At 69.8% G+C, this 23977-nt stretch carries 25 protein-coding genes; 15 read left to right on the top strand and 10 right to left on the bottom strand.

Annotated elements, in window-relative coordinates:
• The 12 genes from ACTJKO_RS07060 to ACTJKO_RS07005 all read left to right on the top strand — a co-directional run.
• A partial coding sequence (locus ACTJKO_RS07060) for a hypothetical protein (protein WP_440687093.1) occupies positions 1–969 on the top strand: 969 nt, incomplete at its 5' end.
• 130 nt (positions 970–1099) lie between these two features.
• Positions 1100–1588, top strand: a complete 489-nt coding sequence (locus ACTJKO_RS07055) for a hypothetical protein (RefSeq protein WP_440687091.1) — start codon at positions 1100–1102, stop codon at positions 1586–1588.
• Complete coding sequence (locus ACTJKO_RS07050; RefSeq protein WP_440687089.1) at positions 1579–2412, top strand: hypothetical protein; 834 nt, start codon at positions 1579–1581, stop codon at positions 2410–2412. Before ACTJKO_RS07055 ends, ACTJKO_RS07050 begins: the two co-directional genes overlap by 10 nt.
• Positions 2413–2623: 211 nt before the next feature.
• Positions 2624–2902, top strand: a complete 279-nt coding sequence (locus tag ACTJKO_RS07045; RefSeq protein ID WP_440687087.1) for a YrhB domain-containing protein — start codon at positions 2624–2626, stop codon at positions 2900–2902.
• A 222-nt stretch (positions 2903–3124) separates the two neighbouring features.
• A complete protein-coding gene (locus tag ACTJKO_RS07040; RefSeq protein ID WP_440687085.1) occupies positions 3125–3823 on the top strand; it encodes an enhanced serine sensitivity protein SseB C-terminal domain-containing protein in 699 nt (232 codons plus the stop codon).
• A 152-nt stretch (positions 3824–3975) separates the two neighbouring features.
• Positions 3976–4410, top strand: a complete 435-nt coding sequence (locus ACTJKO_RS07035) for a hypothetical protein (protein WP_440687083.1) — start codon at positions 3976–3978, stop codon at positions 4408–4410.
• A gap of 162 nt (positions 4411–4572) precedes the next feature.
• The gene (locus tag ACTJKO_RS07030; protein WP_440687081.1) at positions 4573–5040 is read left to right on the top strand and encodes a hypothetical protein; all 468 of its coding nucleotides are present in this window, start codon (positions 4573–4575) and stop codon (positions 5038–5040) included.
• Positions 5041–5048: 8 nt separating this feature from the next.
• Positions 5049–5210 (top strand): hypothetical protein, encoded by a 162-nt coding sequence (locus ACTJKO_RS07025; RefSeq protein ID WP_440687079.1) that lies wholly within the window; start codon positions 5049–5051, stop codon positions 5208–5210.
• A gap of 341 nt (positions 5211–5551) precedes the next feature.
• Positions 5552–6382 carry a ribose-phosphate pyrophosphokinase gene (locus ACTJKO_RS07020; protein WP_440687078.1) on the top strand — a complete coding sequence of 277 codons (831 nt, stop codon included), beginning with the start codon at positions 5552–5554 and terminating at the stop codon, positions 6380–6382.
• Positions 6379–7935 carry a nicotinate phosphoribosyltransferase gene (locus ACTJKO_RS07015; RefSeq protein ID WP_440687076.1) on the top strand — a complete coding sequence of 519 codons (1557 nt, stop codon included), beginning with the start codon at positions 6379–6381 and terminating at the stop codon, positions 7933–7935. The genes ACTJKO_RS07020 and ACTJKO_RS07015 overlap by 4 nt, the downstream gene beginning before the upstream one ends.
• A complete protein-coding gene (locus ACTJKO_RS07010; RefSeq protein WP_440687074.1) occupies positions 7932–8585 on the top strand; it encodes an NUDIX domain-containing protein in 654 nt (217 codons plus the stop codon). Before ACTJKO_RS07015 ends, ACTJKO_RS07010 begins: the two co-directional genes overlap by 4 nt.
• Positions 8586–8603: 18 nt before the next feature.
• Complete coding sequence (locus ACTJKO_RS07005) at positions 8604–9242, top strand: pyridoxal 5'-phosphate synthase (RefSeq protein ID WP_440687072.1); 639 nt, start codon at positions 8604–8606, stop codon at positions 9240–9242.
• Positions 9243–9314: 72 nt separating this feature from the next.
• On the opposite strand, the gene ACTJKO_RS07000 is transcribed toward ACTJKO_RS07005, so the two are convergent.
• Positions 9315–11765, bottom strand: coding sequence for an ATP-dependent helicase (locus ACTJKO_RS07000; protein ID WP_440687070.1), 2451 nt, complete (start codon positions 11763–11765; stop codon positions 9315–9317).
• A gap of 12 nt (positions 11766–11777) precedes the next feature.
• Complete coding sequence (locus ACTJKO_RS06995; RefSeq protein WP_440687068.1) at positions 11778–12788, bottom strand: glycerophosphodiester phosphodiesterase family protein; 1011 nt, start codon at positions 12786–12788, stop codon at positions 11778–11780.
• A 136-nt stretch (positions 12789–12924) separates the two neighbouring features.
• Between ACTJKO_RS06995 and ACTJKO_RS06990 the strand changes: the two genes are divergently transcribed.
• Positions 12925–13965 (top strand): DUF817 domain-containing protein, encoded by a 1041-nt coding sequence (locus tag ACTJKO_RS06990; protein ID WP_440687066.1) that lies wholly within the window; start codon positions 12925–12927, stop codon positions 13963–13965.
• 31 nt (positions 13966–13996) lie between these two features.
• On the top strand, positions 13997–14857 hold the full coding sequence (locus ACTJKO_RS06985; protein WP_440687064.1) for a Bax inhibitor-1/YccA family protein: 861 nt from the start codon (positions 13997–13999) through the stop codon (positions 14855–14857).
• Positions 14858–15129: 272 nt separating this feature from the next.
• Here the strand turns inward: ACTJKO_RS06985 and guaA are convergent, their stop codons facing one another.
• The 5 genes from guaA to ACTJKO_RS06960 are packed head-to-tail and all read right to left on the bottom strand — an operon-like array spanning position 15130 to position 19976.
• Entirely contained in the window at positions 15130–16725 is a 1596-nt protein-coding gene (gene guaA, locus ACTJKO_RS06980; RefSeq protein ID WP_440687062.1) for a glutamine-hydrolyzing GMP synthase, read from the bottom strand.
• A complete protein-coding gene (locus ACTJKO_RS06975; RefSeq protein WP_440687060.1) occupies positions 16722–17168 on the bottom strand; it encodes a DUF3817 domain-containing protein in 447 nt (148 codons plus the stop codon). Before ACTJKO_RS06975 ends, guaA begins: the two co-directional genes overlap by 4 nt.
• A gap of 10 nt (positions 17169–17178) precedes the next feature.
• Positions 17179–17958 (bottom strand): SURF1 family cytochrome oxidase biogenesis protein, encoded by a 780-nt coding sequence (locus ACTJKO_RS06970; protein ID WP_440687058.1) that lies wholly within the window; start codon positions 17956–17958, stop codon positions 17179–17181.
• A gap of 5 nt (positions 17959–17963) precedes the next feature.
• Positions 17964–19442, bottom strand: coding sequence for a cation:proton antiporter (locus ACTJKO_RS06965; protein WP_440687056.1), 1479 nt, complete (start codon positions 19440–19442; stop codon positions 17964–17966).
• Between the two features lie 3 nt (positions 19443–19445).
• Positions 19446–19976, bottom strand: a complete 531-nt coding sequence (locus ACTJKO_RS06960) for a cation:proton antiporter regulatory subunit (protein WP_440687054.1) — start codon at positions 19974–19976, stop codon at positions 19446–19448.
• A gap of 76 nt (positions 19977–20052) precedes the next feature.
• On the opposite strand from ACTJKO_RS06960, the gene ACTJKO_RS06955 reads away from it, so the two are divergent.
• Positions 20053–20592: a hypothetical protein gene (locus tag ACTJKO_RS06955; protein ID WP_440687052.1), complete on the top strand. Its 540-nt coding sequence runs from the start codon at positions 20053–20055 to the stop codon at positions 20590–20592.
• A gap of 68 nt (positions 20593–20660) precedes the next feature.
• Here the strand turns inward: ACTJKO_RS06955 and ACTJKO_RS06950 are convergent, their stop codons facing one another.
• The 3 genes from ACTJKO_RS06950 to ACTJKO_RS06940 form a co-directional block, all read right to left on the bottom strand.
• Positions 20661–22553 carry a glycerol-3-phosphate dehydrogenase/oxidase gene (locus ACTJKO_RS06950; protein ID WP_440687050.1) on the bottom strand — a complete coding sequence of 631 codons (1893 nt, stop codon included), beginning with the start codon at positions 22551–22553 and terminating at the stop codon, positions 20661–20663.
• Between the two features lie 61 nt (positions 22554–22614).
• Positions 22615–23736 carry a GuaB3 family IMP dehydrogenase-related protein gene (locus ACTJKO_RS06945; RefSeq protein WP_440687048.1) on the bottom strand — a complete coding sequence of 374 codons (1122 nt, stop codon included), beginning with the start codon at positions 23734–23736 and terminating at the stop codon, positions 22615–22617.
• A 9-nt stretch (positions 23737–23745) separates the two neighbouring features.
• Positions 23746–23970 carry a hypothetical protein gene (locus ACTJKO_RS06940; protein WP_440687046.1) on the bottom strand — a complete coding sequence of 75 codons (225 nt, stop codon included), beginning with the start codon at positions 23968–23970 and terminating at the stop codon, positions 23746–23748.
• Positions 23971–23977 lie beyond the last annotated feature (7 nt).

Here is a 23977-nt window from a genome sequence, read left to right as displayed (position 1 = left end):
TGGGACCTCGCCTTCGCACTCCTCGACTGCATCCCCGGCGCCAAGGGGATCACGACAGCCGGTCGGTTGCTCTCCGCTGCAGGCGATGCGCGGAAGGCGTTCTCGCTCGCCCGCTCGACCGGCACGCTCGGCTCCCTCGCCAGACGCACCCTCCACGGGGCCGGACGGTACGGAACGATGGCATTGCGAGAGCTGCCACTGGCCGTGAAGCAGTTCGCGTCGAGCCCGGCACGGCGCCTGGAACGTATGGCGCTGCAGGTGCGGTACCTGACCCCGGTCAACGCCGTCAAGAGCACCCTGAGCGCAGTACGCGGACTCGGCGAGGGGTACGCGCAGGCAGCGGACAAGGGCAAGTCCGTGTTCGAACGCCTGTCAGGCGCGGTCTCGACGTCGGAGCGGAGGTTCTCCGACACGCTGAACGCCAAGTACAACGAGCACGTGTCGGCGATCTCGAGGACGGACCCGGCGAGAGCGAGCGCCCTGTGGCAAGGCGGTGACGGCTACTACGGCGTCGACAAGCTCGAGAACGTGACGCTCGACCACGACACCTCGTTCTTCGCCTCTACACCCGGCTTCGACGGCGCCCACGCGAACTACGCGGTCCCGCATGCTCCGACGACCGACTCCGCCACCTTCCACGAATCGGTGCAGGTGGGCGCCACGTACGGGTACCAGACTCCGTACCGGGAGTTCGTGTCGTCGACGCAACTCGATGCCGGCTCGACGGTAGCCGTCGGAACAGCGCACGCGAACCCGCAGTTCGGCGGGGGCGGTGGGCAGCAGATCTTCCATCAGGGCATGGTGACGCACGCCCCGACTCCCTTCGCACCAGCCGCAGGCACCGCCGACGCAACGTCCCAGATGAGCCCGCAAGTGCGGACCATGGGTGAGTCGATCGCCCTGCGCCACCTCCTGCATGCTCCCTGGCGGGCAACGGCGTACGTCGCCCCGGCGGTGTCCGGTGACTGAATCGACGGCGCCGCTGTTCATCCGGGTCGGCCCGGTCACGGCCCGACGCTTCGACGAGCAGGACCGCCTCGTGATCCCCATCGACGGGGTCGAGCAGGGTTCGTGGATCGGGACACCGATCGAAGGGCTGGTGTCGAGCGCAGCAGCGCTCGCGCTCGTCATGGACGTCCTGGATCCCGCTGTCGATGCGCACGTCGGTGCAGAACACCGCTTCGTGCTGAACAGCCGAGTCGACGGCCGGGTCGACACGAGAGGGGGGCTCACACCTCCGGAGCGAAAGGCATACGGCGCCCTGGTGACCTTCCCCCTCGACATGGTTCTCCTCGGCGAGCGTGCGGTCTTGACACACAACCGGGTACCGGAAGGTCCTGCCAACGACGAGAGGGCGCTGCGGTACCCGCGGTCGGGCCGTGTCGTCGAGCAGTTCGGACCCGGCGTTGCGTGGTACGCGGGCGGCGAACGCGACTACTTCGACCAACTGCTCTCGTTCGCCGGCGCTGCGACCGTTCGCGATCAGCGCGAAGCAGATCGACGAGCGCGGCTCTGGGACAAGCAGCTCGAACGGTGGGAACGGAAGAGCGGAGCTGCCGAACGTGCGCTCGAGGGGCCGTGGACCTGATCACGCCGGAGCAGCTCACCATCTGGCGTCAGGTGGTCGAACTCGACGTCTGGCTGATCGCGACGGACGACGGCGAGCCGGTCGTCATCACACTCGACGATCAGCCCGCCGACGCGGTCTCCCTCGCCTTTCTCGACCGGGACGTCGCTGCGGGCATCGCTCCGCCCGATGCGGTGTTGCTCCGCACGACGCTGTGGTCGGCCCTGCGTGCGACGCCTGCCGACGTAGCCGTCCTGCTGCAACCCGGCCAAGCCGACGAGCAGATCCTGCTCCCCGACGACATCGACCAGATCATCGGGGAACCGCGAGACCGAGCTCCTGTCTTGTCCCCCCGTGATCTGGCGATCACGTCGATGATCCCGGCGTCGATCGTGAACGGGACCGTCGTCCCCAGCCCTGACGGGACGCCCGTCGGGTTGCTCCTCGGCAGCCCCGAACACGCCGCGGCACCGCTGACGCTGGCCGCGGGCCCGTCCATGCCTGTCGAGCTCGACGCCCCGACCGTCTCGGCGCTCGTGCGAGCTGCACGCCCGTTCCCCACCGGCTTCGACATCGTCGTCGGTGCTCCGAAGCCGGAGGAGTACCCCGCGGTGCTCGACTTCCGGGATCGCTACGAGGGCGCCGTCCTCAGCACGGTCGGGGTGATCGTGGAGCGAGTGTCCGAACGGATCGTCCTGATGGTCGACTCCGATGACCAAGACGAGCTGGCTCGCCTCCGTGGCCAGCTCGGCTCGCTTGTCCCACTTCCGGTGTTCGTGCTCGCACGTCAGTCATCACCGTCCCGAGCGTGGGAGCTCGGCCGCGCCGAGCGCTCATCGCCGTGACCTCCGCCAGCGTCGAAGGGCTGTGCTCGCCTCCGCCGGGGCTCGACCAACGTGCCTCCCGCGCCGCTCCCCGAGGTGCTCGACCTCCCGGTTGCTGGCGACGGCCAGGCCGCGCCAGAACGGCATCGTCTTTCGCGACGCCGGGCCCAGGATTTCAGCCGCATCGGAACGGCTCCACCAGAGGTCCCTCCTCCAGACGAACCGAGGCATCGTGCGCACCTTGAAGGACGCCCAGGACGAGTTCGCGGCAACGCTTCAACCTGACGAGGACCTGATCTGGGACAGAGGTTGGATCGAGACGGATGACTGGTGGATCGTCTTCTACAACACTCGAAAGTACTACGAAACGCAGAACCCGCTATTCGGTCTCGCGGGCAACGCGCCTTTCGTTGCCCCGAAGGACGGCGGAGCAACGTTCCACCTCCGAACGAACACGAGCGTCGAGTCGCAGCTCAACGAGCACGGTCAGCGGATCGTGGCGGAAGCGTGAGACCGCACGGTCCGCGAACCGCCGACCGCAACGCGATGGTCGATGTGCTCGCTCTCGCGGTACCCCCGGTCACGCGTGTCAAGCAGAGGGACCATCTCGGCGAGCCGCTGGTGATCCGTCACGATGATGAGTACTTGCGACCGGTCCTCCGCGAGGATGGCCGAGACTGGTTGCCGAAGGCGTACAGCCCGGACATGCCGAGGAAGGTGACCGGTCAGAACGATGTTCCCCAGTAATGATCTCGAAGCGGTGATGGCATCCGCGGCGCGGGGAGCCACCGGGCCTGCTTCAGTGCTGAGCGCGGTCGTTCAATCGGACCTCGTCGTTCCGGTCAGCAACTCGACGGACGAGGGAGGCACGCTCGCTGTCTTGACCATCGACAACCGGGCGTACGTCAAGGTCTTCAGCTCTCACGAGCAGGCTGATGCTGCCGGCGAACAAGGGCCCTTCAGGGTCGTCGCGGCGAAGCAGCTCCTCTCGACGCTCCCCGGTCACGTGGGCTTCGCCGTGAACGTCGGTGGCGACCTCGGAATGCCGGTGTTCGCTGAATCGCTCCGCCAAGCGATCGGTATGACGACGCAGCTGTCCACCGGGGCGCGGATCCGGATCGGTCACCCCGCAACAGAGCCGGACGAGCTCGAAGCAGCGCTGGCCAGTCATCTGGTGAGCGCGACCGCTGTCGTGGCAGGCCGCCGTTGCTGGGCATCCATCGACGAAGCGCCAGCCGGTCTCGTTCTCGGTCTGGACGTCGATCCCGACAGTCCCGATACTCGCCAGCAAGCTCTCCGAGCGGTCGATGAGGCCGTGCGTCAGGCCGCGCCCGACTTCACCGTCGACGTCGTCTTCACGAATGACAACGACACCTTCACCGGCTGGATGTCCTCCAACACGACGCCCTTCTTCGTGCGGGGCACCTCATAGACCGCGTCGCCGCTGTGCCCATCGGCACTGAAGTCCTCGTTCCGGTGGATGGGCGGGGCCGGGTGCAGTCGACGAGTCGGGACCATGGAGGACGTCGCTACGTCGCTTACTCGAGCGCGCTGGCAGTCCCTGCCGGCGTCACGACCGACACGATGAGCTTCCAAGCGTTCCGCGACCTCGCGGCAAGCCCGAATGTCGGCGAGGTAGATCCAGGGAGAAGCCTGGTCGGCCTGGATCCCGATGTTGCGTTTCCGGACCCGAAGACCATCCCATTGCGTCTCGGGACGGTGCGGCTCCGTCCGTTCAACAAGGTCAGTGTCGGGAGTTGGGCCGAGCTGCTGCCTGCATTGCTCGACGCGACGAGCACAACCGGCGTCGTCGCCCTCCAAGGTCGGTCGAGCACGGTCAGGTTCGCTCTCGTGTTCACCGAGGCCAGCTCGACCGTCAAGGCACGGCTCGGCGAACGTCTGGGGAGCGTGGCACACCCAGCGATCTTCCTCCCCGAACACGGCGACCTCCCGGCCCGACTCCGCAACGCGCTCGCTGCCTCTGACGACCCACTCCTGCGCGAGGTGAGCCAGTGGTGACCGTCGATCGATCCCCGGCCGGTCGAGACAGGGACGGATCGGCCGCCTGGGTCCCGCGAACCACGGTGCAGCCGCTGACACGGTCCGGGACAGGGCCGACGGGTACGAACGAACGAGAGAGACGCGAGTGGACCCCACATCCCCCGAAGCACGCGCGGGTCGATGCGTCAGGTCCTCAAGCAGCTCGGGCCCGAGCAGTACCTGCTCATCGACCCGACCGAGCCGGACCCCATCGTGGTGCAACCAGGAGTCGATCGTGGAACGCCGTTCGAGCTGTCGAACCCGTTCCCTCCCCTGACACGCACGGCCTTGTCCGAGCCGCCAGCCACCGCCTCGACGTACTTGTCGGCCCTGCGCGAGCGCGTCTCGAAGACCGGGAAGCCGGTGACCGTCCATGCGGCAGTCACGCAACACAGGGACGGCGATCCGTGGTTGACCCTCATGATCGACAGCGATCCCGAGGACTTCACGCCGGTGTCCGACCTCGCCGTCGCGCTCTGCGACGAGGTAGATCCCGGCATGTGGGTGAACACCACGTTCGCTCGCGGCAAGGCGCTGCCACGTTCCGCACGAGCATGGGTGAAGCGGCACGAGCCAACCGTGTCGGACCCGCTGGGACGCCGTCGATGACATCGCGGATGCCTGACGCCGGGGCTGCCCCGGTCGCCCTCGTCCGAAGGGGACTCGTTGTCGCCGGGCAGCTGTCACTGATCGAGCAGCGCTCCGACGACGGCGGTGGCCGCTTCGCGCTCGTCTGCGAGGTGGAAGGCGAACGCTTCCAGGGCGACGGCTCGACGTGATCCAGGTCACCGGCGCCGAGCGTGATGTCGTGGTCAGTCCGATGGGCCGCCAGACGGGCCAGGGACGCCGAGGCTCCCGTGTGCGTCCTGGACACTCGGCGGCACCTGAGGCGATGGCCGACGTGCTCGCTCCGGCGGACCTCGGGGTGACACTCGCCGAGCAGGCGGATGCCGCTCGCACTCGGCACCGGAGCCTTTCCTGATCTCGCGGATCGCGGTTGCCTTCGGTGGTCGTTCATCCTGAGTCGCGGGCGGCGAACACTTCCCGAGACGGCCCTGGGGCAGGAGCCGCTCCGCGCCGATTCTTGTCACAGCGACAAATACCGTGCTACGGTCGACTCATGGCAGTCGAACTCAGCACCTGGGACGCCCAGGGCACACCGACGACCCCGACGTTCTCCACCATGCGGTTCCCCGCCGGTGAAGCCCACGTCAAGGTCCAGGACGACGCCGACGCGGGGGCGACCGCCGAGATCGCGACCCTGCGCGGCACCAGCGGCGACGACCTCCTCATGCTCGGCATGTGGGCGGACGCCGTCCGGCAGCGTGGGGCACGCTCGGTCGCCCTCGTCCCCTACCTCCCCGGCGCGCGGCAGGACCGCGGGCTCCCGTTCGGCGCCAAGGTCTACGCGGACGTCCTGAACGGCTTCCGGATCGACCAGGTCATCGCCTTCGACCCGCACTCCCCGGTGATCGTCGACCTCGTCGAGCGCCTCACCGTCGTGCCGAGCGAGCAGGTCGTGCACGACGCGGTCCTCGCCGGGTCCGACTACAGCGGCATCCTCGCCCCCGACAAGGGCGCGGTCGCACGGGCATCCCTGGTCGCCGAGGCAGCCGGCCTGCCGCTGTTCCGTGCCGAGAAGCACCGCAACCCCGACACCGGCAAGCTCGACGGCTTCTCGTGCGAGCCGCTCCCGGAGTCCGGCCGGCTGCTCGTCGTCGACGACATCTGCGACGGGGGTGGCACGTTCATGGGGCTCGCGGGCTCGACCGGCCTGCCTGCGGAGCGCCTCGGCCTCTGGGTCTCGCACGGCGTCTTCTCCGGTCGGGCCCCGCAGCTCGCCGAGCACTTCGGCGAGATCGTCACGACCGACAGCTACCCGGCGCAGAACACCGTGCCCGGCCTGCGCACCGTCCCGCTCAGCCCCTACCTCACGAAGGAGATCCGATGACCACCACGACGACGGGCCTCGAGCCCCGCATCACCACCGCGAGCCCGATCGCGCCGCTGCTGGCGGTCGACGGCTACAAGCACTCGCACCGGCAGGTCTACCCGGAGGGCACCACCCGGATCCTGATCAACTGGACGAACCGCTCGAACGCGCACATGCCCGAGTCGACGCACGCGGTGGTCTTCGGGCTACAGGCCTTCATCCAGCGGTACCTCGTCGAGGCGTGGGCGCCGTTCTTCGCCGCCGACGAGGACGAGGTCGCCGACCTGTTCGAACAGGCACTGCAGGGCTACTTCGGCCCGAACCACATCGGCGTCGACCACGTCCGGGCGTTGCACCGCCTCGGGTACCTGCCGCTCGAGATCCGGGCGCTCCCCGAGGGCACGCTCGCCCCGATCGGCGTCGCCACGCTCACCGTCGAGAACACCGTCGACGAGTTCTTCTGGCTGCCGAACTACATCGAGACCGCGCTGTCGGCGTCGATCTGGCACCCGTCCACCGTGGCCACGAAGGCTCTCGAGTACCGCGACCTCATGGAGGAATGGGCCGAGCGCACCGGCGCCGACCCCGCGAGCATCGACTTCGCCGCGCACGACTTCTCGTTCCGCGGCCAGTCGAGCATCGAGTCCGCCGCCGCCGGTGGGGCCGGTCACCTGCTCTCGTTCCTCGGCACCGACTCGATGCCGTCGCTCGACTTCATCGACCGCTACTACCCCGGGGACAACGGCTGGGTGGCGGCGAGCGTCCCCGCGACCGAGCACAGCGTGATGTGCGTCCGCGGTGCCGACGGCGAGCTCGAGACCTTCGAGCAGATCCTCGACGTGTACCCGACGGGCATCGTGTCGGCGGTCAGCGACGGCTTCGACCTGTTCAAGGTCATCACCGAGACGCTCCCCCAGCTCAAGGACCGCATCACCGGCCGCGACGGCAAGCTCGTCATCCGACCGGACTCCGGTGACCCGGTCGACATCGTCACCGGGACGGTCCACGGCGTGCCCGAGGACGAACTGCTGCGCGCCGACCGCAGCCACGAGGAGAAGGGCGTCGTCGAGCTCCTCGACGAGCTGTTCGGCCACACCGTCAACGAGCGGGGCTTCAAGGTGCTCGACCAGCACATCGGCGTCATCTACGGCGACAGCATCACCCTCGACCGTGCGCGCCGCATCTACGAGCGCCTGGCCGCGAAGGGCTACGCGAGCGACAACATCGTGCTCGGCATCGGCTCGTACACGTACCAGTACATGACCCGCGACAACCTCGGCAGCGCGGTGAAGGCAACCTGGGCCCTGGTCGACGGCCAGCCGGTCGACATCCAGAAGGACCCGAAGACGGGCAGCGGCAAGAAGAGCGCCAAAGGCCGCATCGCCCTGCACCGCGACGCCGACGGTGAGATCCGCCAGGTCGACGAGGCCACCGCCGAGGACGAGGCGACCAGCCTCCTCCAGCCCGTCTGGGTCGACGGGCGCTTCCAAGTGCACCAGTCCTTCGCCGACGTCCGCGACACGCTCCGCGCCGAGCGGGCCGCCCGCGCCTCGCGTCGGGCGGCGGCGTGACCGACACCCCCACGGCGGCCCGCGACCAACCGCTCATCGCGATCGACGTCGTCCCGGTGTCGTTCTCGACCGCGGAGGGTCTGCGGGTCGCCACCGCGCGCCGTGCGTACGACCCGTACGCCGGACGGGAGGCACTGCCCGGCGTGCTCCTGGACGCTGCGGAACGCCTCGCCGACGGTGCGCACCGCGCACTGCGCACCAAGACGGGGATCGCGGCGTCGGCAGTCCGCCACCTCGCCCAGGTGGGTGCGTTCGACGGGCCGTCGCGCGATCCGCGGGAGACCGCGATCAGCATCGCGTTCCTGGCGGTCGTGGCTCCGGCCGTGGACGGCGGGCGCGCAGTGTGGCGCCCGGTCGACGGGGGCGACCACGGCCTCCCGTTCGACCACGACACCATCGTGCGTGCCGCGGTCGACCAGGTGCGCACCCGGCTGTGGCGTGACGTCCCGCTCACGCGTGCGCTGCTCGGGGACGTGTTCCCGACGAGCGCTGCGGCGGCACTGCACACCGCGCTGCACGGCGGAGCGCCGGACGCCGGCAACCTGAACCGGGCGCTGCGGACGAACCCGCTGCTCGTGCGGACCGATGCGCCGCCGACGTCGACCGGTCGGGGTGGCCGTCCCCCGGCGACCTGGACGTGGACCGACTGAGCGCGGTTGTCTGGGGGCATGTCCGCTTCGCTGTCCGGTGACGACTCCCTGCACCTGCCCGAGTTCGACGCGCCGCCCGCGTCGCCGATCGACCTCGCCCGGAAGTGGCTCGACGACGCCTCCGCACGCGACGTCTCCGAGCCGATGTCGATGACCCTCGCGACCGCCGGGACCGACGGCCGGGTCAGTGCGCGCACCGTCGACGTCAAGCGCCTCGACGACCGTGGGCTCGTGTTCGGCACCTCCACGCTCAGCCCGAAGGGGCGGCAGCTCGCCGAGAACCCGCACGCGGCACTGCAGGTGTACTGGCGCGAGACGATGCAGCAGCTGCGGTTCGAGGGACGGGCGGTGCGGCTCTCCGACGAGGAGTCCGACGCGCTGTTCGCCGATCGGTCGCCGAAGTCCCGCGCCGCCACCGCGATCGCCGATCAGTCAGCGGTGCTCGAGCCCCGGACCCTGCAGGACCTCATCGATGACGCGAACGTCCTGCTCGACGAGTCCGACGACGACGTGCCCCGCCCCGAGGAGTGGGTGGCGTGGCGGTTGGAGCCGGACGTGGTGGAGTTCTGGCACGGCAGCCGTGACCGGATGCACCGGCGGCTGCAGTACGTGCAGGCAAGCGGCGGCGCGTGGGACGTTGCTCGGCTGCAGCCGTAGCGCCCGGATCGCGGTGAGCGGCACCGGCTGCGGCGATACGAGGGACGACCGGTCGGTCCCCCGACACGGGCGCTACAGCTTCTCGATCGGCGCGATCTTGATCAGCAGCTTCTTCCGACCGGCGGAGTCGAACGCGATCTCGGCGATCCGCTTCGCCCCCTGCCCGGTCACCGCGGACACCGTGCCCTCACCGAAGTCGACGTGCTTGATCCGGTCACCGGCCACGAGCTCCATGTCGCCGTTGTCGCGCACCTGCCCGGACACCCGGTTCGCCCACTCGGTCTTCGGGCGCGTCTTCGCTGCGGCGGCCGCGCGATCGTACGAGCCGCCGCCGAACCCGCCGCCCCCGCGGTAGCCACCGCCACCGCCGCCGAACCCGCCGGCGCCCCCGCCACGACGGGCGTTCAGAGCGCGGGGCTCGGTGCCACCACGGCTGTTCGCCATGCCCGGCGACTGCTTCCACTCGATGAGCCCCTCGGGGATCTCCTGCAGGAAGCGGGACGGCATCGCCACGTTGACGTCACCGAACTGGGCGCGGGTCATCGCGAGGGACAGGAAGAGGGACTTCTTGGCACGGGTGATGCCGACGTAGAAGAGCCGGCGTTCCTCGGCGGGGCCGCCCGGTTCGTTCGCCGACATCCGGTGCGGCAACAGGTCTTCCTCGACGCCGGTGAGGAAGACGGCGTCGTACTCCAGGCCCTTCGCGGTGTGCAGCGTCATGAGCGACACCGTGCCCGACGAGTCGTCGAGTTCGTCCGCAGCCGCGACGAGGGACACCTCGGTCAGGAAGTCCGTCAGCGTGCCGTCGGGGTTGTTCTTCTGGAACTCGCGCGTCACCGCGACGAGTTCGTCGATGTTGTCCGCGCGCGCGGCGTCCTGCGCGTCGGGCGACTTCCGGAGGTTCTCGAGCAGACCGGAGCCGTCGAGCAACTGCGTGAGCGTGTCGACGACCGGCTGGCTGTCCGAGCGCGACGCGACGTCGTCGAGCAGCGCGGCGAACGCCGTGATCGCGTTGCGCACCTTCGGCCCGAACCCGAGTTCGTCCGCGTGGCGGAGGGCGTCCCGCATGGTCGTCTCGTGCTCGTCGGCGTAGCGCTGCAGGGTCGTCTCGGTGACGGCGCCGATGCCGCGTTTGGGCACGTTGAGGATCCGCCGGAGGGCCATCGGGTCAGCCGGGTTCGCGACGGTGATCAGGTACGCCATCGCGTCCTTGATCTCGGCACGCTCGTAGAACTTCGTGCCGCCGAGCACACGGTACGGGATCGCGGCGCGGATGAAGATCTCCTCCAGCGCACGGGTCTGGGAGTTCGTCCGGTAGAACACCGCCATGTCCCGGTAGGACATGCCCTCGTCGTGCAGGCGCTGGATCTCGTCGGCGACGAACTGGGCTTCGTCGTGCCCGGTGTAGCCCGTGAACCCGACGATCTTGTCGCCGGCGCCGACATCCGTGAACAGGTTCTTCGCCTGACGGTCGAAGTTGTTCGCGATGACGGCGTTCGCCGCGTCGAGGATGTTCTGCGTCGACCGGTAGTTCTGCTCGAGCAGCACGACCTTCGAGTTCGGGAAGTCCCGCTCGAACTCGACGATGTTGCGGATGTCGGCACCACGGAACGCGTAGATCGACTGGTCCGAGTCACCGACGACCGTCAGCGACGCGGGGGCGATCGACCCGTCGGCCTCGCGCATGCGGGCGACGTGCTGGCCGGCGTCCTCGAGCTTGTCGACCTGTTCGACCGGGATCGGGCGCGTGAGCTCGCGGATGAGGGCGTACTGCGCGTGGTTGGTGTCCTGGTACTCGTCGACCAGGATGAACCGGAAGCGCCGCTGGTAGAGCGCGGCGACCTCGGGGAACGCGCGGAACAGGAACACCGTCTGACCGATGAGGTCGTCGAAGTCGAACGCGTTCGCCCGGCGCAGTTCGTTCGTGTAACGCCGGAAGACCTCGGTGAACATGACTTCCTGCGGGTCGTTCGCGTTGATGTTCCGCGCGTAGGAGTCGATGTCCTGCAGTTCGTTCTTGAGCTTCGAGATCTTCGAGGCGGCGGCGCCCACCGTCAGCCCGAGCGAGTCCGCCTCGAGCTCCTTGATGATCCGCTTCAGCAGTGCCCGCGAGTCGGCAGAGTCGTAGATCGTGAACGACTGCGCGAAGCCGAAACGCTCGGCCTCACGCCGGAGGATCCGCACGCACGCCGAGTGGAACGTGGAGATCCACATGCCCTCGGCCGCCTGACCGACCAGGGCCTGCACGCGCTCGCGCATCTCGGCGGCGGCCTTGTTCGTGAACGTGATCGCCAGGATCTGGGACGGCCAGGCTTCTCGGTTGGCCAGCAGGAGCGCGATGCGGCGGGTGAGCACGCTCGTCTTGCCGGAGCCCGCACCCGCGACGATGAGCAGGGACTCGCCGCGGTACTCGACGGCTTCCTTCTGCTGGGGGTTCAGACCCGCGGTGAACGGGTCCTCGTACGAGGCGGCCCCGCCACCCTGCTCGGGGGACGAGTCGAATGGGTCCAGCACGATCGTCATGTCCGGAACAGTCTAGGCGCGACCCCCGACAGCCGAGCGGGCGAGCACCGCCAGGTCGGTGTGGTCCGCGAACACGCCGTCCAGTCCGGTCCGGACGACGGACGTGAACCACCGTTCCCAGTCACCGAACGCCGCGACCTCGCCGCCCCGCCGCAACGGCGCCGGCAGGAACCGGTTCTCGGGGCGCAGGGTCCAGGCGTACACGGCGAGGCCGACGCCGTGCGCCCGCTCGACGATCGCACTCCGCACCGGCGCCGGGTCCTCGAGCGCACGGCTGTCGACCCCCGCCATGAGCGTGGCCAGGTCGACGCTGATCCCGTGGAACTCCGAGGCGAACGCCGCGAGCGCGTCGTCGGAGCGTTCCGCCGCGTAGGTCGGAGCCAGCGACCCGTGGAACGCGACCTCGTCGGCGGCGCTGCCCCGCGCCTCCTGGAGGTAGACCATCCGACCACCCGTCCCGCGCGTCCGCAGGTCGCGGAGCACGCCCTTCTCGAAGCTCTCGACCGTCAGCCGGTCGTCCCCGCGCCAGCCCGCCTCGCCGAGCACGTCGTCGAGCAGCTCGCCCATCGGGAAGCCCGCGCGCTCGAAGTACGCGGCGTGCTTGACCTCCGCGACGAGGCCGACCGGGCGACCCGCGCCGTCGAGGATCGCCAGGAGGTCCTCCAGCCGCAGGATCGGTTCCTCACCGTCGTGCGCCGCCGACTCCGGCCGCAGCGCCGGCAGGCGCTCCCGGGTCCGCAGGGTCTGCAGCTCGGCCCAGGTGAAGTCCTCGGTGAACCAGCCGGACAGGGCACGCCCGTCGACGGTCTTCCGCGTCCGCAGGTGCCGGAACTCCGGGTGGTCGGCCACGTCGGTCGTGCCGGAGATCTCGTTCTCGTGGCGGAGGACGAGCACCCCGTCCTTCGTGGGCACGAGGTCCGGCTCGATGGCGTCGGCACCCAGTTCCAACGCGAGCTCGTACGCGCTGCGAGCGTGCTCGGGCCGGTAGCCGGAGGCGCCACGGTGGGCGATCACCAGGGTCATGGCGGCACCATACCGATCCCGGGTGACCACGCCCCGCGATGGCGACCGGGCAGCACTGCGCGGCGTCCGTGTGTCGCCGGACACAACGCGTCCGATGGCCACCCCGCTCCCCAGGAACGGGAACGATGCTCGCCGCGTGACCGTCCGTTCCCTCTCCACCGTCGTCGAGCACCGCATCGACCGGGCCGCGCGCCGCCTGCTCGACGCCGGGCACCAGCCGCACCGGCCCGTCCGGCTGTTCGTCACCGAGTTCCTCGTGTTCGGCGCGAAGCAAGCGTGGGCGTGCGCCTTCGGAGCGTTGCTGCTCGGGACGATGGCGATCGTGCACCTCACGGTCCCGGTCGGCGCGCGGAACGACGTGCTGACGATCGCCGCCGTGCTCCTGCAGGTGGGGATGCTCGTGTTCGGCCTCGAGACCGTCCGAGAGCTCCGCGTCGTCCTCCTCTTCCACGTCGTCGGCACCGTCATGGAGGTCTTCAAGGTGCACGTCGGCTCCTGGACCTACGGGTCGGGCGGCGCACTCGTCCTGGCCGGCGTCCCGCTGTTCTCGGGGTTCATGTACGGCGCCGTCGGGTCGTACCTGGTGCGTGTGTACCGCCTGTTCGACCTCCGGTTCGACCGGTACCCGCGGCAGTGGCTGCTCGCGGTCGTCGCGGGCGGGGTCTACGCCAACTTCTTCGCGCACCACTTCGTGTGGGACGCCCGGTCCGTGCTGCTCACGGCGGTGGTGCTGCTGTTCGCCCGCACCACGATGCACGCGCGCGTGCACCGCGCCACCCTGCGGATGCCGGTGCTGGTCGCGATGGCGCTCGTCGCGCTGTTCATCTGGTTCGCCGAGAACGTGGCGACCTGGGCGGGCGCCTGGGCCTATCCCGCCCAGGCGGCAGGGTGGCAGCCGGTCGCGCCGACCAAGATCGTCGCCTGGCTCCTGCTGATGGTCATCTCCGTCGCGATGGTCACGTGGGTGTACCCGCCGGTCCCGCCGTCGCCGCCGATCCGGCCAGGAGGCGCGGCGCACCCCCGTCCCGCCGCGCCCGACGGGCGGTCGGCTGGCTCTCGTCCAACTCGGGGCGGGCGCGCAGCCCCCGCCCGTAGGCTCCACCCGTGGGGTCCCCGAGGGACCGCTTCCGCTCGCCGCGAATCCTCAGCCTTCCGCGATCGAGCGCCCCTAGGCTGAGAGGACTCGAATCTCCAAGGAAGAGGACACCATGGCCTTCAAGCCCGGTTTCGACCAGTCCCCCGCCTTCAACGACGCCGGCCGGAACGCCTGGGGCACCGGTGCCGGTCAGCAGCAGGCAGGCTGGGGCCAGACGCCGCAGCAGGGCGGGATGACCCCCGAGCAGCTGCAGTACCTGTACGACCGCCCCTCGGCCAGCACGGTCGACACGGACCGCATGTCGTACGAGGACACCATCGTCAAGACGCTGCTCGCGTTCGGCGTGCTCGTCGTGGGCGCGGTCGCGGGGTGGAACCTGCCTCCGGTCGTCTGGATCGTCGGCGCGCTCGTCGGGTTCGTCCTGGCGCTGGTCAACACCTTCAAGAAGAAGCCGTCGCCGGCACTCGTGCTGACGTACGCGTTCTTCGAGGGGCTGTTCGTCGGTGGCATCTCCGGGTACTACCAGGCGGCGTTCGGCGGCATCGTCCCGCAGGCCGTCTTCGGCACGCTCGGGGTGTTCGGCATCACGCTCGCGCTCTTCGCTTCCGGCAAGGTCCGGGCGACCCCGAAGGCAACGCGGTTCTTCCTGGTCGCGATCGTCGGCTACATGGTCTTCCAGCTCGTGAACCTCGTGCTCATGTGGACGGGCGTCACGAGCGGCACCTTCGGGATCATGAGCCAGCCGAGCTTCCTGTTCGGCATCCCGTGGGGCGTCGTGATCGGCATCTTCGTGGTGGTCATGGCGGCGTACTCGCTGATCCTCGACTTCGACCAGATCAAGACGGGCGTCCAGCGCGGCGCTCCCCGGATCTACGCGTGGACTGCGGCCTTCGGGCTCATCGTCACCCTCGTGTGGCTCTACCTCGAGATCCTGCGCATCCTCGCCATCATCGCGAGCAGCCAGCGCAACTAGCGGGTACCACTCGCGAACGAAGGGCCCCGGCGTCGCCGGGGCCCTTCGTCGTTCCCGCCGCCGGGGGTGCGGTCGGCGAATGTGCCTTTTCCGTCACGCTCGGGCGCCCCCGGCGGCATCTTCTGCCCGTTCGGCGGATCACGCGCGGCGTGTTCTGACCGCTCGGCGAACCAGCCGCGGGCGGGCGGCGCGGACGGGCGCCGCGGACGGGCGGCGCGGACGCAGAACGGCCCGGCACGCAGAGGCGTGCCGGGCCGTTCAGGACGGGAGGACTACTCCCACTCGATGGTTCCCGGCGGCTTCGACGTGACGTCGAGCACGACGCGGTTGACGTCCTGCACCTCGTTCGTGATGCGGTTCGAGATCTTCGCGAGCACGTCGTACGGCAGGCGGGTCCAGTCGGCGGTCATCGCGTCCTCCGACGACACCGGACGGAGCACGATCGGGTGGCCGTAGGTCCGACCGTCACCCTGGACGCCGACGGAACGGACATCCGCGAGGAGGACGACCGGGCACTGCCAGATCTCCTCGTCGAGGCCGGCCGCGGTGAGTTCTTCACGGGCGATCTTGTCGGCCGCGCGGAGCAGCTCGAGGCGGTCCTTCGTGACCTCGCCGACGATGCGGATGCCGAGACCGGGCCCGGGGAACGGCTGACGCCCGACGATGACCTCGGGGAGCCCGAGCTCGCGGCCGACCGCGCGGACCTCGTCCTTGAACAGCGTGCGGAGCGGCTCGACGAGCTCGAACGTCATGTCCTCGGGCAGTCCGCCGACGTTGTGGTGCGACTTGATGTTCGCGGTGCCGGATCCGCCGCCGGACTCGACGACGTCGGGGTAGAGCGTGCCCTGGACGAGGAACTTGACCTCGCCCGATTCGGAGTCCGACGAAGCGGCGTCGGCGCGGGCTTCGAGCACGAGGGCTTCGGCAGCGGCCTCGAACGTGCGGATGAACTCGCGGCCGATGATCTTGCGCTTCTGCTCCGGGTCGCTGACACCGGCGAGGGCGTCGAGGAACTGCTGCTCCGCGTCGACCGTGACGAGCCGGACACCGGTGGAGGCGACGTAGTCCTCTTCCACCTGCTTGCGCTCGTCGGCGCGGAGGAGCCCGTGGTCGACGAAGACGCACGTGAGCTGGTCACCGACGGCCTTGTGCACGAGGGCCGCGGCGACGGCGGAGTCGACACCGCCCGAGAGCCCGGCGATGACCCGCGCGGAGCCGACCTGCGAACGGATGCGCTCGACCTGCTCCTCGATCACGTTGGCGGAGTTCCAGTCGCCCGGGAGCCCGGCGGCACGGTGGAGGAAGTTCTCGAGCACGGCCTGGCCGTACACGGAGTGCTTCACCTCGGGGTGCCACTGCACGCCGTAGAGCTTGCGCTCGTCGGACGCGAAGGCGGCGACGGGGGTCGAGGCGCTCGACGCGAGGACTTCGAAGCCCTCCGGTGCCTTCGCCACGGAGTCGCCGTGCGACATCCACGTGACCTGGGACTCGGGCTGGTCGCCGAGCAGCACGCTGCCCGAACCGGACACCGTGACGTCCGTGGCGCCGTACTCGCGCAGCCCGGTGTGCGCGACCTCGCCGCCGAGCGCGGACGCCATGGCCTGGAAGCCATAGCAGATGCCGAGCACCGGGACGCCGAGCTCGAGGATCCCGCCGTCGAGCGCGGGGGCACCCTGCTCGTACACGGACGACGGACCACCGGAGAGCACGATCGCCGCCGGGTCCTTCGCGCGGATCTCGTCCGCGGTGATCGAGTGCGGGACGATCTCGCTGTAGACGTTCGCTTCACGGACCCGACGCGCGATGAGCTGCGCGTACTGGGCTCCGAAGTCGACGACGAGGACGGGACGCTGTTCGGTCTCGCTCACCGAGCGGCCTCCTTCTCACGCTGCTGGGCAGCGGTCAGCTCGTGGTACGTGTCCATCGCGATCTGCTGCATGCGGTGCTCGACCACGAAGGACATGAACGGGATGATGCCCCCGAGGGCGATGAGCAGGAAGCGGATCGGCTTCCAGCGCATGATGCTCCACAGACGGAAGTCGGTGAAGAGGTAGAGCACGTACAGCCAGCCGTGAGCGATGAGGATGCCGATGGACAGGTTGAACGTGCCCGGCTCCTTGCCCGCGGTGCCCTCCGGCACGAAGAACGCGCCGCCGCCGAGCTGCATCTCGAGGTGCAGCGGCGTGTACTTGAGGATCATCTCGACCACGAGGGCGAGCAGCAGCACACCGGTGATGTACGCCGAGACGCGGTACCACTTCACCGCGCCCGGGATCTTCGGGATGTCGCGGGTACGGACGGTCAGAGCCATATCGGCCATCCTACCGTCGGTCGGCGAGGGCCCCGTCGACGCTGAGAGCGGCCTCACGGCGCTCCTCTTCCTCACGCTCCCAGGCGTCCTTCACGAAGCGGTACCAGAGGAACACGGCGAACCCGGCGAAGACGACCCACTCGACGGCGTAGAAGAGGTTCAGCCAGTCGAACTGCACCTCGCGCGTGGGAGCGCGGTCCGCGATGGTGCCGAGATCTGCTGCCTTCGCGGTGGTCCCGTCGGCGACGACGTACCCGAGGTACATGCGGTCGTCGAACGCCTTCCACGTGTTCACGAACCGTGCCGGAGCGACCGCGGAGTACTCGCCCTTGGCGTAGCTGTCCTGGTCCGGCGACTCGGCCGGGTAGTAGCGTCCCTCGACGGTGACCCGCTGACCGTCCGCCATCCGGTCACCACCGGCGACGGCTGCGGACCGTTGGTCGGACCAGCCGAGGACGACGGGGACGCTCACGCCGCTCCCGGCGTCCACCAGGTGTCCGACGGTCTGGTACGTCCCACCACCGCTGCGGCCGGTGAGGACCGTGGTGTCGCCCGCGACGAAGGTGCCCGTGACGGTGACCTTCTGGCCGGCCAGGGTCTCGCTCGTCGGCTTCCCCGGCTCGGTGACCTGGTCGAGCACCTTGCGGGTCTCGGTGGTCGTGGGCAGCGGTTTGCCGTTGGCGATGCTCCGTTCGAGCTGCCACTTGCCCAGCCCGGCGAAGACCGCCGCGAGCACGAGCGCCAGCAACAGCAGCGCGATCCACCTCGGTCGTCGGGCTACGGCCCACATTCGTATCAGTACTCCGGATCGCGCTGTCGGACCGGGCGTTCGGGGCGCTCGGCGGGGATCTCGACCGACGACGTCACGGGTTCGGACGTCGCCTCCGGGGATCCATTCTCCCGCTCTTCCCTGCCAGCGGCCTCCACCAGGGCGAACTCCTCCGCGAACTGGCGGTCCCGCTCGGCACGGCGTGCGGCGCGGGCGGCGTCCTGATCGGCGATCCCTGCCTCGGCCGCAGTGTCGATCGCCTCGTCGAGGGCGGGTCCCGCAGCGGCCCCGGACCGTCGGCCGAGCCGGTCCCGCAGGCGCGAGCGGAGCCGCGCCACGCGGGCGGGACGCACCACGAGGCGGCCGATCCGGTCCGAGTTCACCGCGAGCAGCGGTCCGAGGATCGCCATGACGAGGACGTAGAGGCCCGCGAACGCGGTGATCCGCGCCTCCAGTCCGGCAGCGGCCGAGAGCGTCGCGAGGATCAGCGCGAACTCCCCGCGGTTCACCAGGATGACCGCGGTGTTGATGCCCTGCTGGACGTTGAAGCCGTTCATGCGGGCGACGAGCTGTCCGGCGACGGCGTTGAGCGCCACGGTCATGCCGATGGCGCCGAGCACGGGCCAGAGCACCTCGCCGAAAGTCGTGAGGTCGAGGCCGAGCCCGAAGTTCACGAAGAAGAACGCCGCGAACACGTCGCGCATCGGGAGGGCGAGCTGCTCGATGCGGTCGCGGTAGCGCGTCGCACCGCAGAGCAGGCCGATCACGAACGCTCCGATCGCGTCCGTCACCCCGAGCAGGTCGCCGATGCCGCCGAACATGACCGCGAGGCCGAAGAACAGCACGGTGAAGAGCTCGTCGTCACGGGTCGCGAACAACCGGGACACCCACTTGCCGGCGAACCGGGCGAGGGTGAACATCACGACGAGGAACCCGAACGCCAGCGCGAGCTTGCCGACGACCGCCCAGACGTTCGTGTCGCCGGAGAGCACCACGGACACGATCGCGAGGTAGATCGCGATGAAGACGTCCTCGATGACGGTGACGCCGAGGATCATCGGCGTCTCGTCGTTCGCCAGGCGTCGCAGCTCGATGAGGAGCTTCGTGACGATCGCGCTCGACGACGTCGCGGTCATGCCCGCGATGATCAGGGCTTCCCGGGTGCCCCACCCGAGCGAGAACCCGAACGCGAACCCCACGCCCATGTTGATCGCGACGTACGTGCCGCCGGAGACCAGGAGCTTGCCGGCGTTGCCGTAGAACTCTTCCTGGTCGAACTCCAAGCCGAGGTTGAACAGCAGCAGGATGAGCCCGAACGTCGCGATGAGCTCGATCGTGTGCGACTCGACGCTCAGCCCGATCCACGGGGTGTGCGGGCTCGCGATGAGCCCGACGATCATGTAGATCGGGATCGCCGGCAGGCCGATGGTCTTGCCCAGTCGGCCCAGCACGTAGGCGATCAGGAACAGGACGCCGATGGTGAGCAGCTCACCACCCAGGTGCACGGGCTAGCTCCCCGACGGGGCCTCGGCCGCAGCGGCCGCAAGCTCTCCGCTGCGGTAGAACGAGAACGCCTTCGCGACCTTCTCGGGGGAACCCGCGACCACGATGGTGTCGCCGGGGAACACGACGAAGTCCGACGACGGGGCCGGGTTGGCGCTGTCGCCGCGGACCACCGCGACGACCGTCAGGCCGATGAAGCCCGAGTCGTGCAGGTCACCGAGGGGCTTGCCCGCGATGGCGTCGTCGTAGTCGACCGAGAACCAGTCGATGCTGAGACCCGGGATCTCGTCGAGCTTGTCGAGGCCCTCGGTGATCCGGGTGCCGCCGAGGAGTTCGGCGAGGGTGTGCGCTTCGTCCTCACTGAGGCGCAGCGACACCTTCTCCGACTTGTCGGCGCCGTCGGAGACGTCGGCGAAGGAGATGAGGTCGGAGTGACCCGACCGGTGCGTGATGACACCGCACTTGCCACCGTCGTCGGTGTAGAAGCTGTGCAGCACGCCGACTCCGGGGAGTTTGACGCGATGGACGTCGACCATGATGGCTCCCTTTTCGAGTACCCCGATGATAACCACCGACGCGGCCCGTCCATTCCGGTCCGCTACAGTCCGGAGGATGGGGAACACAGGGGGCAGGGGTGGGGACGAGCGGACTGCGCGGACCCGCGTGGTCGTCGCCGTGATCGGGGTCGTCGTGGTGGCCGTCTACGCCGCACTGCTGGCCGTCGAGTCGCTGGTCCTCGACCCCCTGGCAGCGGTGCCGGGCGCATCGCTCGCGCAGATCCACGCGCACCTCGAAGGGCAGGGCTTCCACGTGCGGACGGACATCGCGGTCGTGGTCGGGATCGCCGTCGTCGGCGTCGCCCTGGCGGTCGGGCTCGCGTCGTCCCTGCTCGTCACCCGGGCACCGGCACACGTGCTCGCGGCCGTCCTGCTCGCGGTCGTCGTCATGGGCGCTCCGATGTCGTGGTGGAGCGGCTTCCAGCTCGGCATGGACGTCGCCGACGGGTACGGCGTGGGCGGCGCGGACCACACCATCTGGGCCGGTGTCCTCTACGCCACGAGCGCGGTCGCGCTGGTCGCGCTCCCGTTCGTCCTCGTGGTGGGTCAGGCACGGCACGTCCGACGCACCACGGGCCGGACGCGCGCTGCCTGACCGAGGGGTGTCTCGCCTCCAGGCCCCGACCGGGAGGCGCGACACCCGTCGGCGACGCGGGCCGCGTCCTACTCGGGTTCGCTCGTCTTCTCGCCCACGACCTGCGCGTCGGACGCCTTCGCACCCTCCGCGCCGCTCGACCGGCCACCGCCGACCACGACGTCGTCCTCGTCGAACCCGAACGCGATGTCCGGCGCCTCGAGGCGGACGCGGTCCGCGGACTCGTCGTCGGGCTGGAGCTGCGACTCGCGTTCGGCTGCCACACGCTTGAGGTAGTTCGAGACCTCGTTCTCGGTGGTCTCCTGGTCCCAGCCGAGCACGTCCGCCATGAGCTTCGCGGCGACGGGCGCTGCGGATTCGCCGCGGTCCCAGGCCTCGATCGAGATGCGGGTCCGGCGGGCGAGGACGTCCTCGAGGTGCAGCGCACCCTCGTTCGACGCCGCGTACACCACCTCGGCTCCGATGTAGTCGTCGGCGCCGGGCAGCGGCTCGGCGAGGGACGGGTCCTGCTTCACGAGCTGCAGGACCTCGGTGGCGAGGGTGCCGTACCGGTTGAGCAGGTGCTCGATGCGGACCTTGTGCAACCCGAACGTCCGGGCGGTGCGGCCGCGGCGGTTCCAGGCGGCCGGGTAGCCCTCGGCGCCGAGCAGGGGGATGTCCTCGGTCGTCGACGCTGGGATCTTCCCGTCCATCGCCGCGACGGCCTCGTCGATGGCGTCCTTGCCCATCACGCGGTACGTCGTCCACTTGCCGCCGGCGACCACGACGAGCCCCGGGACGGTGTGGGCGACGACGTGCTCGCGGCTGAGCTTCGACGTCTGGTCCGACTCCCCCGCCAGCAGCGGTCGGAGTCCGGCGTAGACGCCCTCGACGTCCTCGCGGGTGAGCGGGACCGCGAGCACCTTGTTGACGTGCTCGAGGATGTAGTCGATGTCCGCCGCGGTCGCCGCCGGGTGCGCCTTGTCCAGGTACCAGTCGGTGTCCGTCGTGCCGACGAGCCAGTGCCGACCCCACGGGATGACGAACAGCACGCTCTTCTCGGTGCGGAGGATCATGCCCATGTTCGACTGGAACCGGTCGCGCGGGATGACGAGGTGCACGCCCTTCGACGCCCGCACCTTGAACTGCCCCCGCGTCCCGATCATCGCCTGGGTGTCGTCCGTCCACACGCCCGTCGCGTTGACGACCTGCTTCGCCCGGATCTCGAAGTGCTCGCCCGTCTGGATGTCGTGTGCGTGCGCGCCGACCACGCGCTCGCCGACGCGGATGAAGCCCTCGATGCGGACCCGGCTGGCGGCGTGGGCACCGTAGGACGCGGCGGTACGGACGAGCGAGGCGACGTAGCGGGCGTCGTCGACCTGCGCGTCGTAGTACGTCATGCCGCCGACGAAGGCGTCCTTCTTGAGCGACGGCATCGACCGGAGGACCTGGGTCCGGCTGAGGTGCCGGTGGTGCGGGACCCCCGGGGGCCGTCCGCCGGACCAGCTGAACGCGTCGTACATCGCCATGCCGATGCCGATGTAGAACCGCTCCCACACGCGGTGGTTGAGCGGGTAGAGGAAGCGCACGGGCTTCACGAGGTGCGGGGCGATGCGCTGCAGGAGCAGGCCACGCTCGATGAGGGCTTCACGCACCAGCCCGAAGTTGAGCTGCTCGAGGTAGCGGATGCCGCCGTGCACGAGCTTCGACGACCGGCTCGACGTGCCGGAACCCCAGTCCCGGGCCTCGACGATGCCGACGCTCAGACCGCGGGTGGCGGCGTCGAGGGCGCTGCCCGCACCGACGATGCCCCCGCCGACGACGAGGACGTCGAGCTCCTTCGACCGGAGCGCCTCGATCGCGGCGGTGCGGTCGTCCGGACCGAGCTTCGCCGACGGGTCGAACCCGACGCCCGGCGCGGCGTTCTCCGCCCGCGCGGGCCGTGTCGCACTCGACGTGCTGGTGGTGCTGGTCTTCGCCATCGTCGCCTCCGTGTCACCGTCGACGCCGGGCGTCACCCGGGCGCGTGCCCGGGTGCCACCGTCAGTTCCGGTGGTACGGCGCCACGACCACTTCTACTCGCTGGAACTCCTTGACGTCGGAGTATCCGGTCGTCGCCATCGACCGACGCAGGGCGCCGACGATGTTGGCACGGCCGTCCCACGACGGGGTCGGGCCGTTGAGGACGTTCTCGAGCGGGGCGATCGTGCCGACCTCGACCCGGCGACCGCGCGGCAGTTCCGGGTGGTGCGCTTCGGCGCCCCAGTGGAACCCGCCACCGGGTGCCTCGGTCGCCCGGGCCAGTGCGGTGCCGAGCATCACGGCGTCGGCACCCATGGCGATCGCCTTGACGACGTCACCGGCGGTGTCGAGCCCGCCGTCGGCGATGACGTGCACGTAGCGGCCGCCGGACTCGTCCATGTAGTCGCGGCGAGCGCCGGCGACGTCCGCGACGGCCGTGGCCATCGGAGCGTGGATGCCGAGCGCGGCCCGCGTGGTCGAGGCTGCGCCACCGCCGAAGCCGACGAGCACGCCGGCGGCACCGGTGCGCATGAGGTGCAGCGCGGCCGTGTACGTCGAGGCACCGCCCACGATGACCGGCACGTCGAGTTCGTAGATGAACTTCTTGAGGTTGAGCGGCTCGGTGTTCTGCGACACGTGCTCGGCCGAGACGGTGGTGCCGCGGATGACGAACAGGTCGACACCGGCGTCGACGACGGTCTGCGAGAACTCCGCGGTGCGCTGCGGGCTGAGCGAACCGGCGACGGGGACGCCCGCGGCGCGGATCTCGGCGAGACGCGCGGTGATCAGCTCGGCCTTGACCGGCTCGGAGTAGATCTCCTGCATGCGCTTGGTGACGTTGCCGTCCGTGAGCGTCTTGATCTCGTCGTAGTGGGGCGTCGGGTCCTCGTAGCGGGTCCAGAGGCCTTCGAGGTCGAGGACGCCGAGCATGCCGAGCTTGCCCATCTGGATGACCGTGGCCGGTGAGGCGACGGAGTCCATCGGGGCCGAGAGGATCGGCGACTCGAAGGTGAACGCGTCGATCGACCACTGCACGCTGACGTCGCGCGGGTCACGCGTCCGTCGCGAGGGGACCACCGCGATGTCGTCGAAGGCGTACGCTCGACGTCCCCGCTTGCCAGCACCGATCTCGACTTCACTCACCCGGCAAGCCTACCGGTCGCCGTGGTCCGGTGACCCGGGCGGTCGGTGCAGCGGTGCCCCCGGACGCCTCCGCCGCCGGAGGGTGCGGAGCACGAGGCCGAGCAGGAGCGCGAGCGCCACGAGGACGACGAGGAGCGCCGCTGCCACCTTGACGAGGAACGCGGCCCCGACGAAGAGCACGGCGAAGACCACCCAGACCAGGGCGTCCGCCGCGACCGCCGACACTCTCCGCACGGCGGGA

The organism is Curtobacterium sp. 22159, assembly GCF_052045775.1.
Taxonomy (GTDB): domain Bacteria; phylum Actinomycetota; class Actinomycetes; order Actinomycetales; family Microbacteriaceae; genus Curtobacterium.
This window is presented reverse-complemented; position numbering and strand designations above follow the sequence as displayed.

Coding starts and splice junctions, on each gene's coding strand:
- ACTJKO_RS07040 (WP_440687085.1), top strand. CDS start 3,125: ATGTTCCCCAGTAATGATCTCGAAGCGGTGATGGCATCCGCGGCGCGG.
- ACTJKO_RS07035 (WP_440687083.1), top strand. CDS start 3,976: ATGAGCTTCCAAGCGTTCCGCGACCTCGCGGCAAGCCCGAATGTCGGC.
- ACTJKO_RS07030 (WP_440687081.1), top strand. CDS start 4,573: ATGCGTCAGGTCCTCAAGCAGCTCGGGCCCGAGCAGTACCTGCTCATC.
- ACTJKO_RS07025 (WP_440687079.1), top strand. CDS start 5,049: ATGCCTGACGCCGGGGCTGCCCCGGTCGCCCTCGTCCGAAGGGGACTC.
- ACTJKO_RS07020 (WP_440687078.1), top strand. CDS start 5,552: ATGGCAGTCGAACTCAGCACCTGGGACGCCCAGGGCACACCGACGACC.
- ACTJKO_RS07015 (WP_440687076.1), top strand. CDS start 6,379: ATGACCACCACGACGACGGGCCTCGAGCCCCGCATCACCACCGCGAGC.
- ACTJKO_RS07005 (WP_440687072.1), top strand. CDS start 8,604: ATGTCCGCTTCGCTGTCCGGTGACGACTCCCTGCACCTGCCCGAGTTC.
- ACTJKO_RS07000 (WP_440687070.1), bottom strand. CDS start 11,765: ATGACGATCGTGCTGGACCCATTCGACTCGTCCCCCGAGCAGGGTGGC.
- ACTJKO_RS06995 (WP_440687068.1), bottom strand. CDS start 12,788: ATGACCCTGGTGATCGCCCACCGTGGCGCCTCCGGCTACCGGCCCGAG.
- ACTJKO_RS06985 (WP_440687064.1), top strand. CDS start 13,997: ATGGCCTTCAAGCCCGGTTTCGACCAGTCCCCCGCCTTCAACGACGCC.
- ACTJKO_RS06975 (WP_440687060.1), bottom strand. CDS start 17,168: ATGGCTCTGACCGTCCGTACCCGCGACATCCCGAAGATCCCGGGCGCG.
- ACTJKO_RS06970 (WP_440687058.1), bottom strand. CDS start 17,958: ATGTGGGCCGTAGCCCGACGACCGAGGTGGATCGCGCTGCTGTTGCTG.
- ACTJKO_RS06960 (WP_440687054.1), bottom strand. CDS start 19,976: ATGGTCGACGTCCATCGCGTCAAACTCCCCGGAGTCGGCGTGCTGCAC.
- ACTJKO_RS06955 (WP_440687052.1), top strand. CDS start 20,053: ATGGGGAACACAGGGGGCAGGGGTGGGGACGAGCGGACTGCGCGGACC.
- ACTJKO_RS06950 (WP_440687050.1), bottom strand. CDS start 22,553: ATGGCGAAGACCAGCACCACCAGCACGTCGAGTGCGACACGGCCCGCG.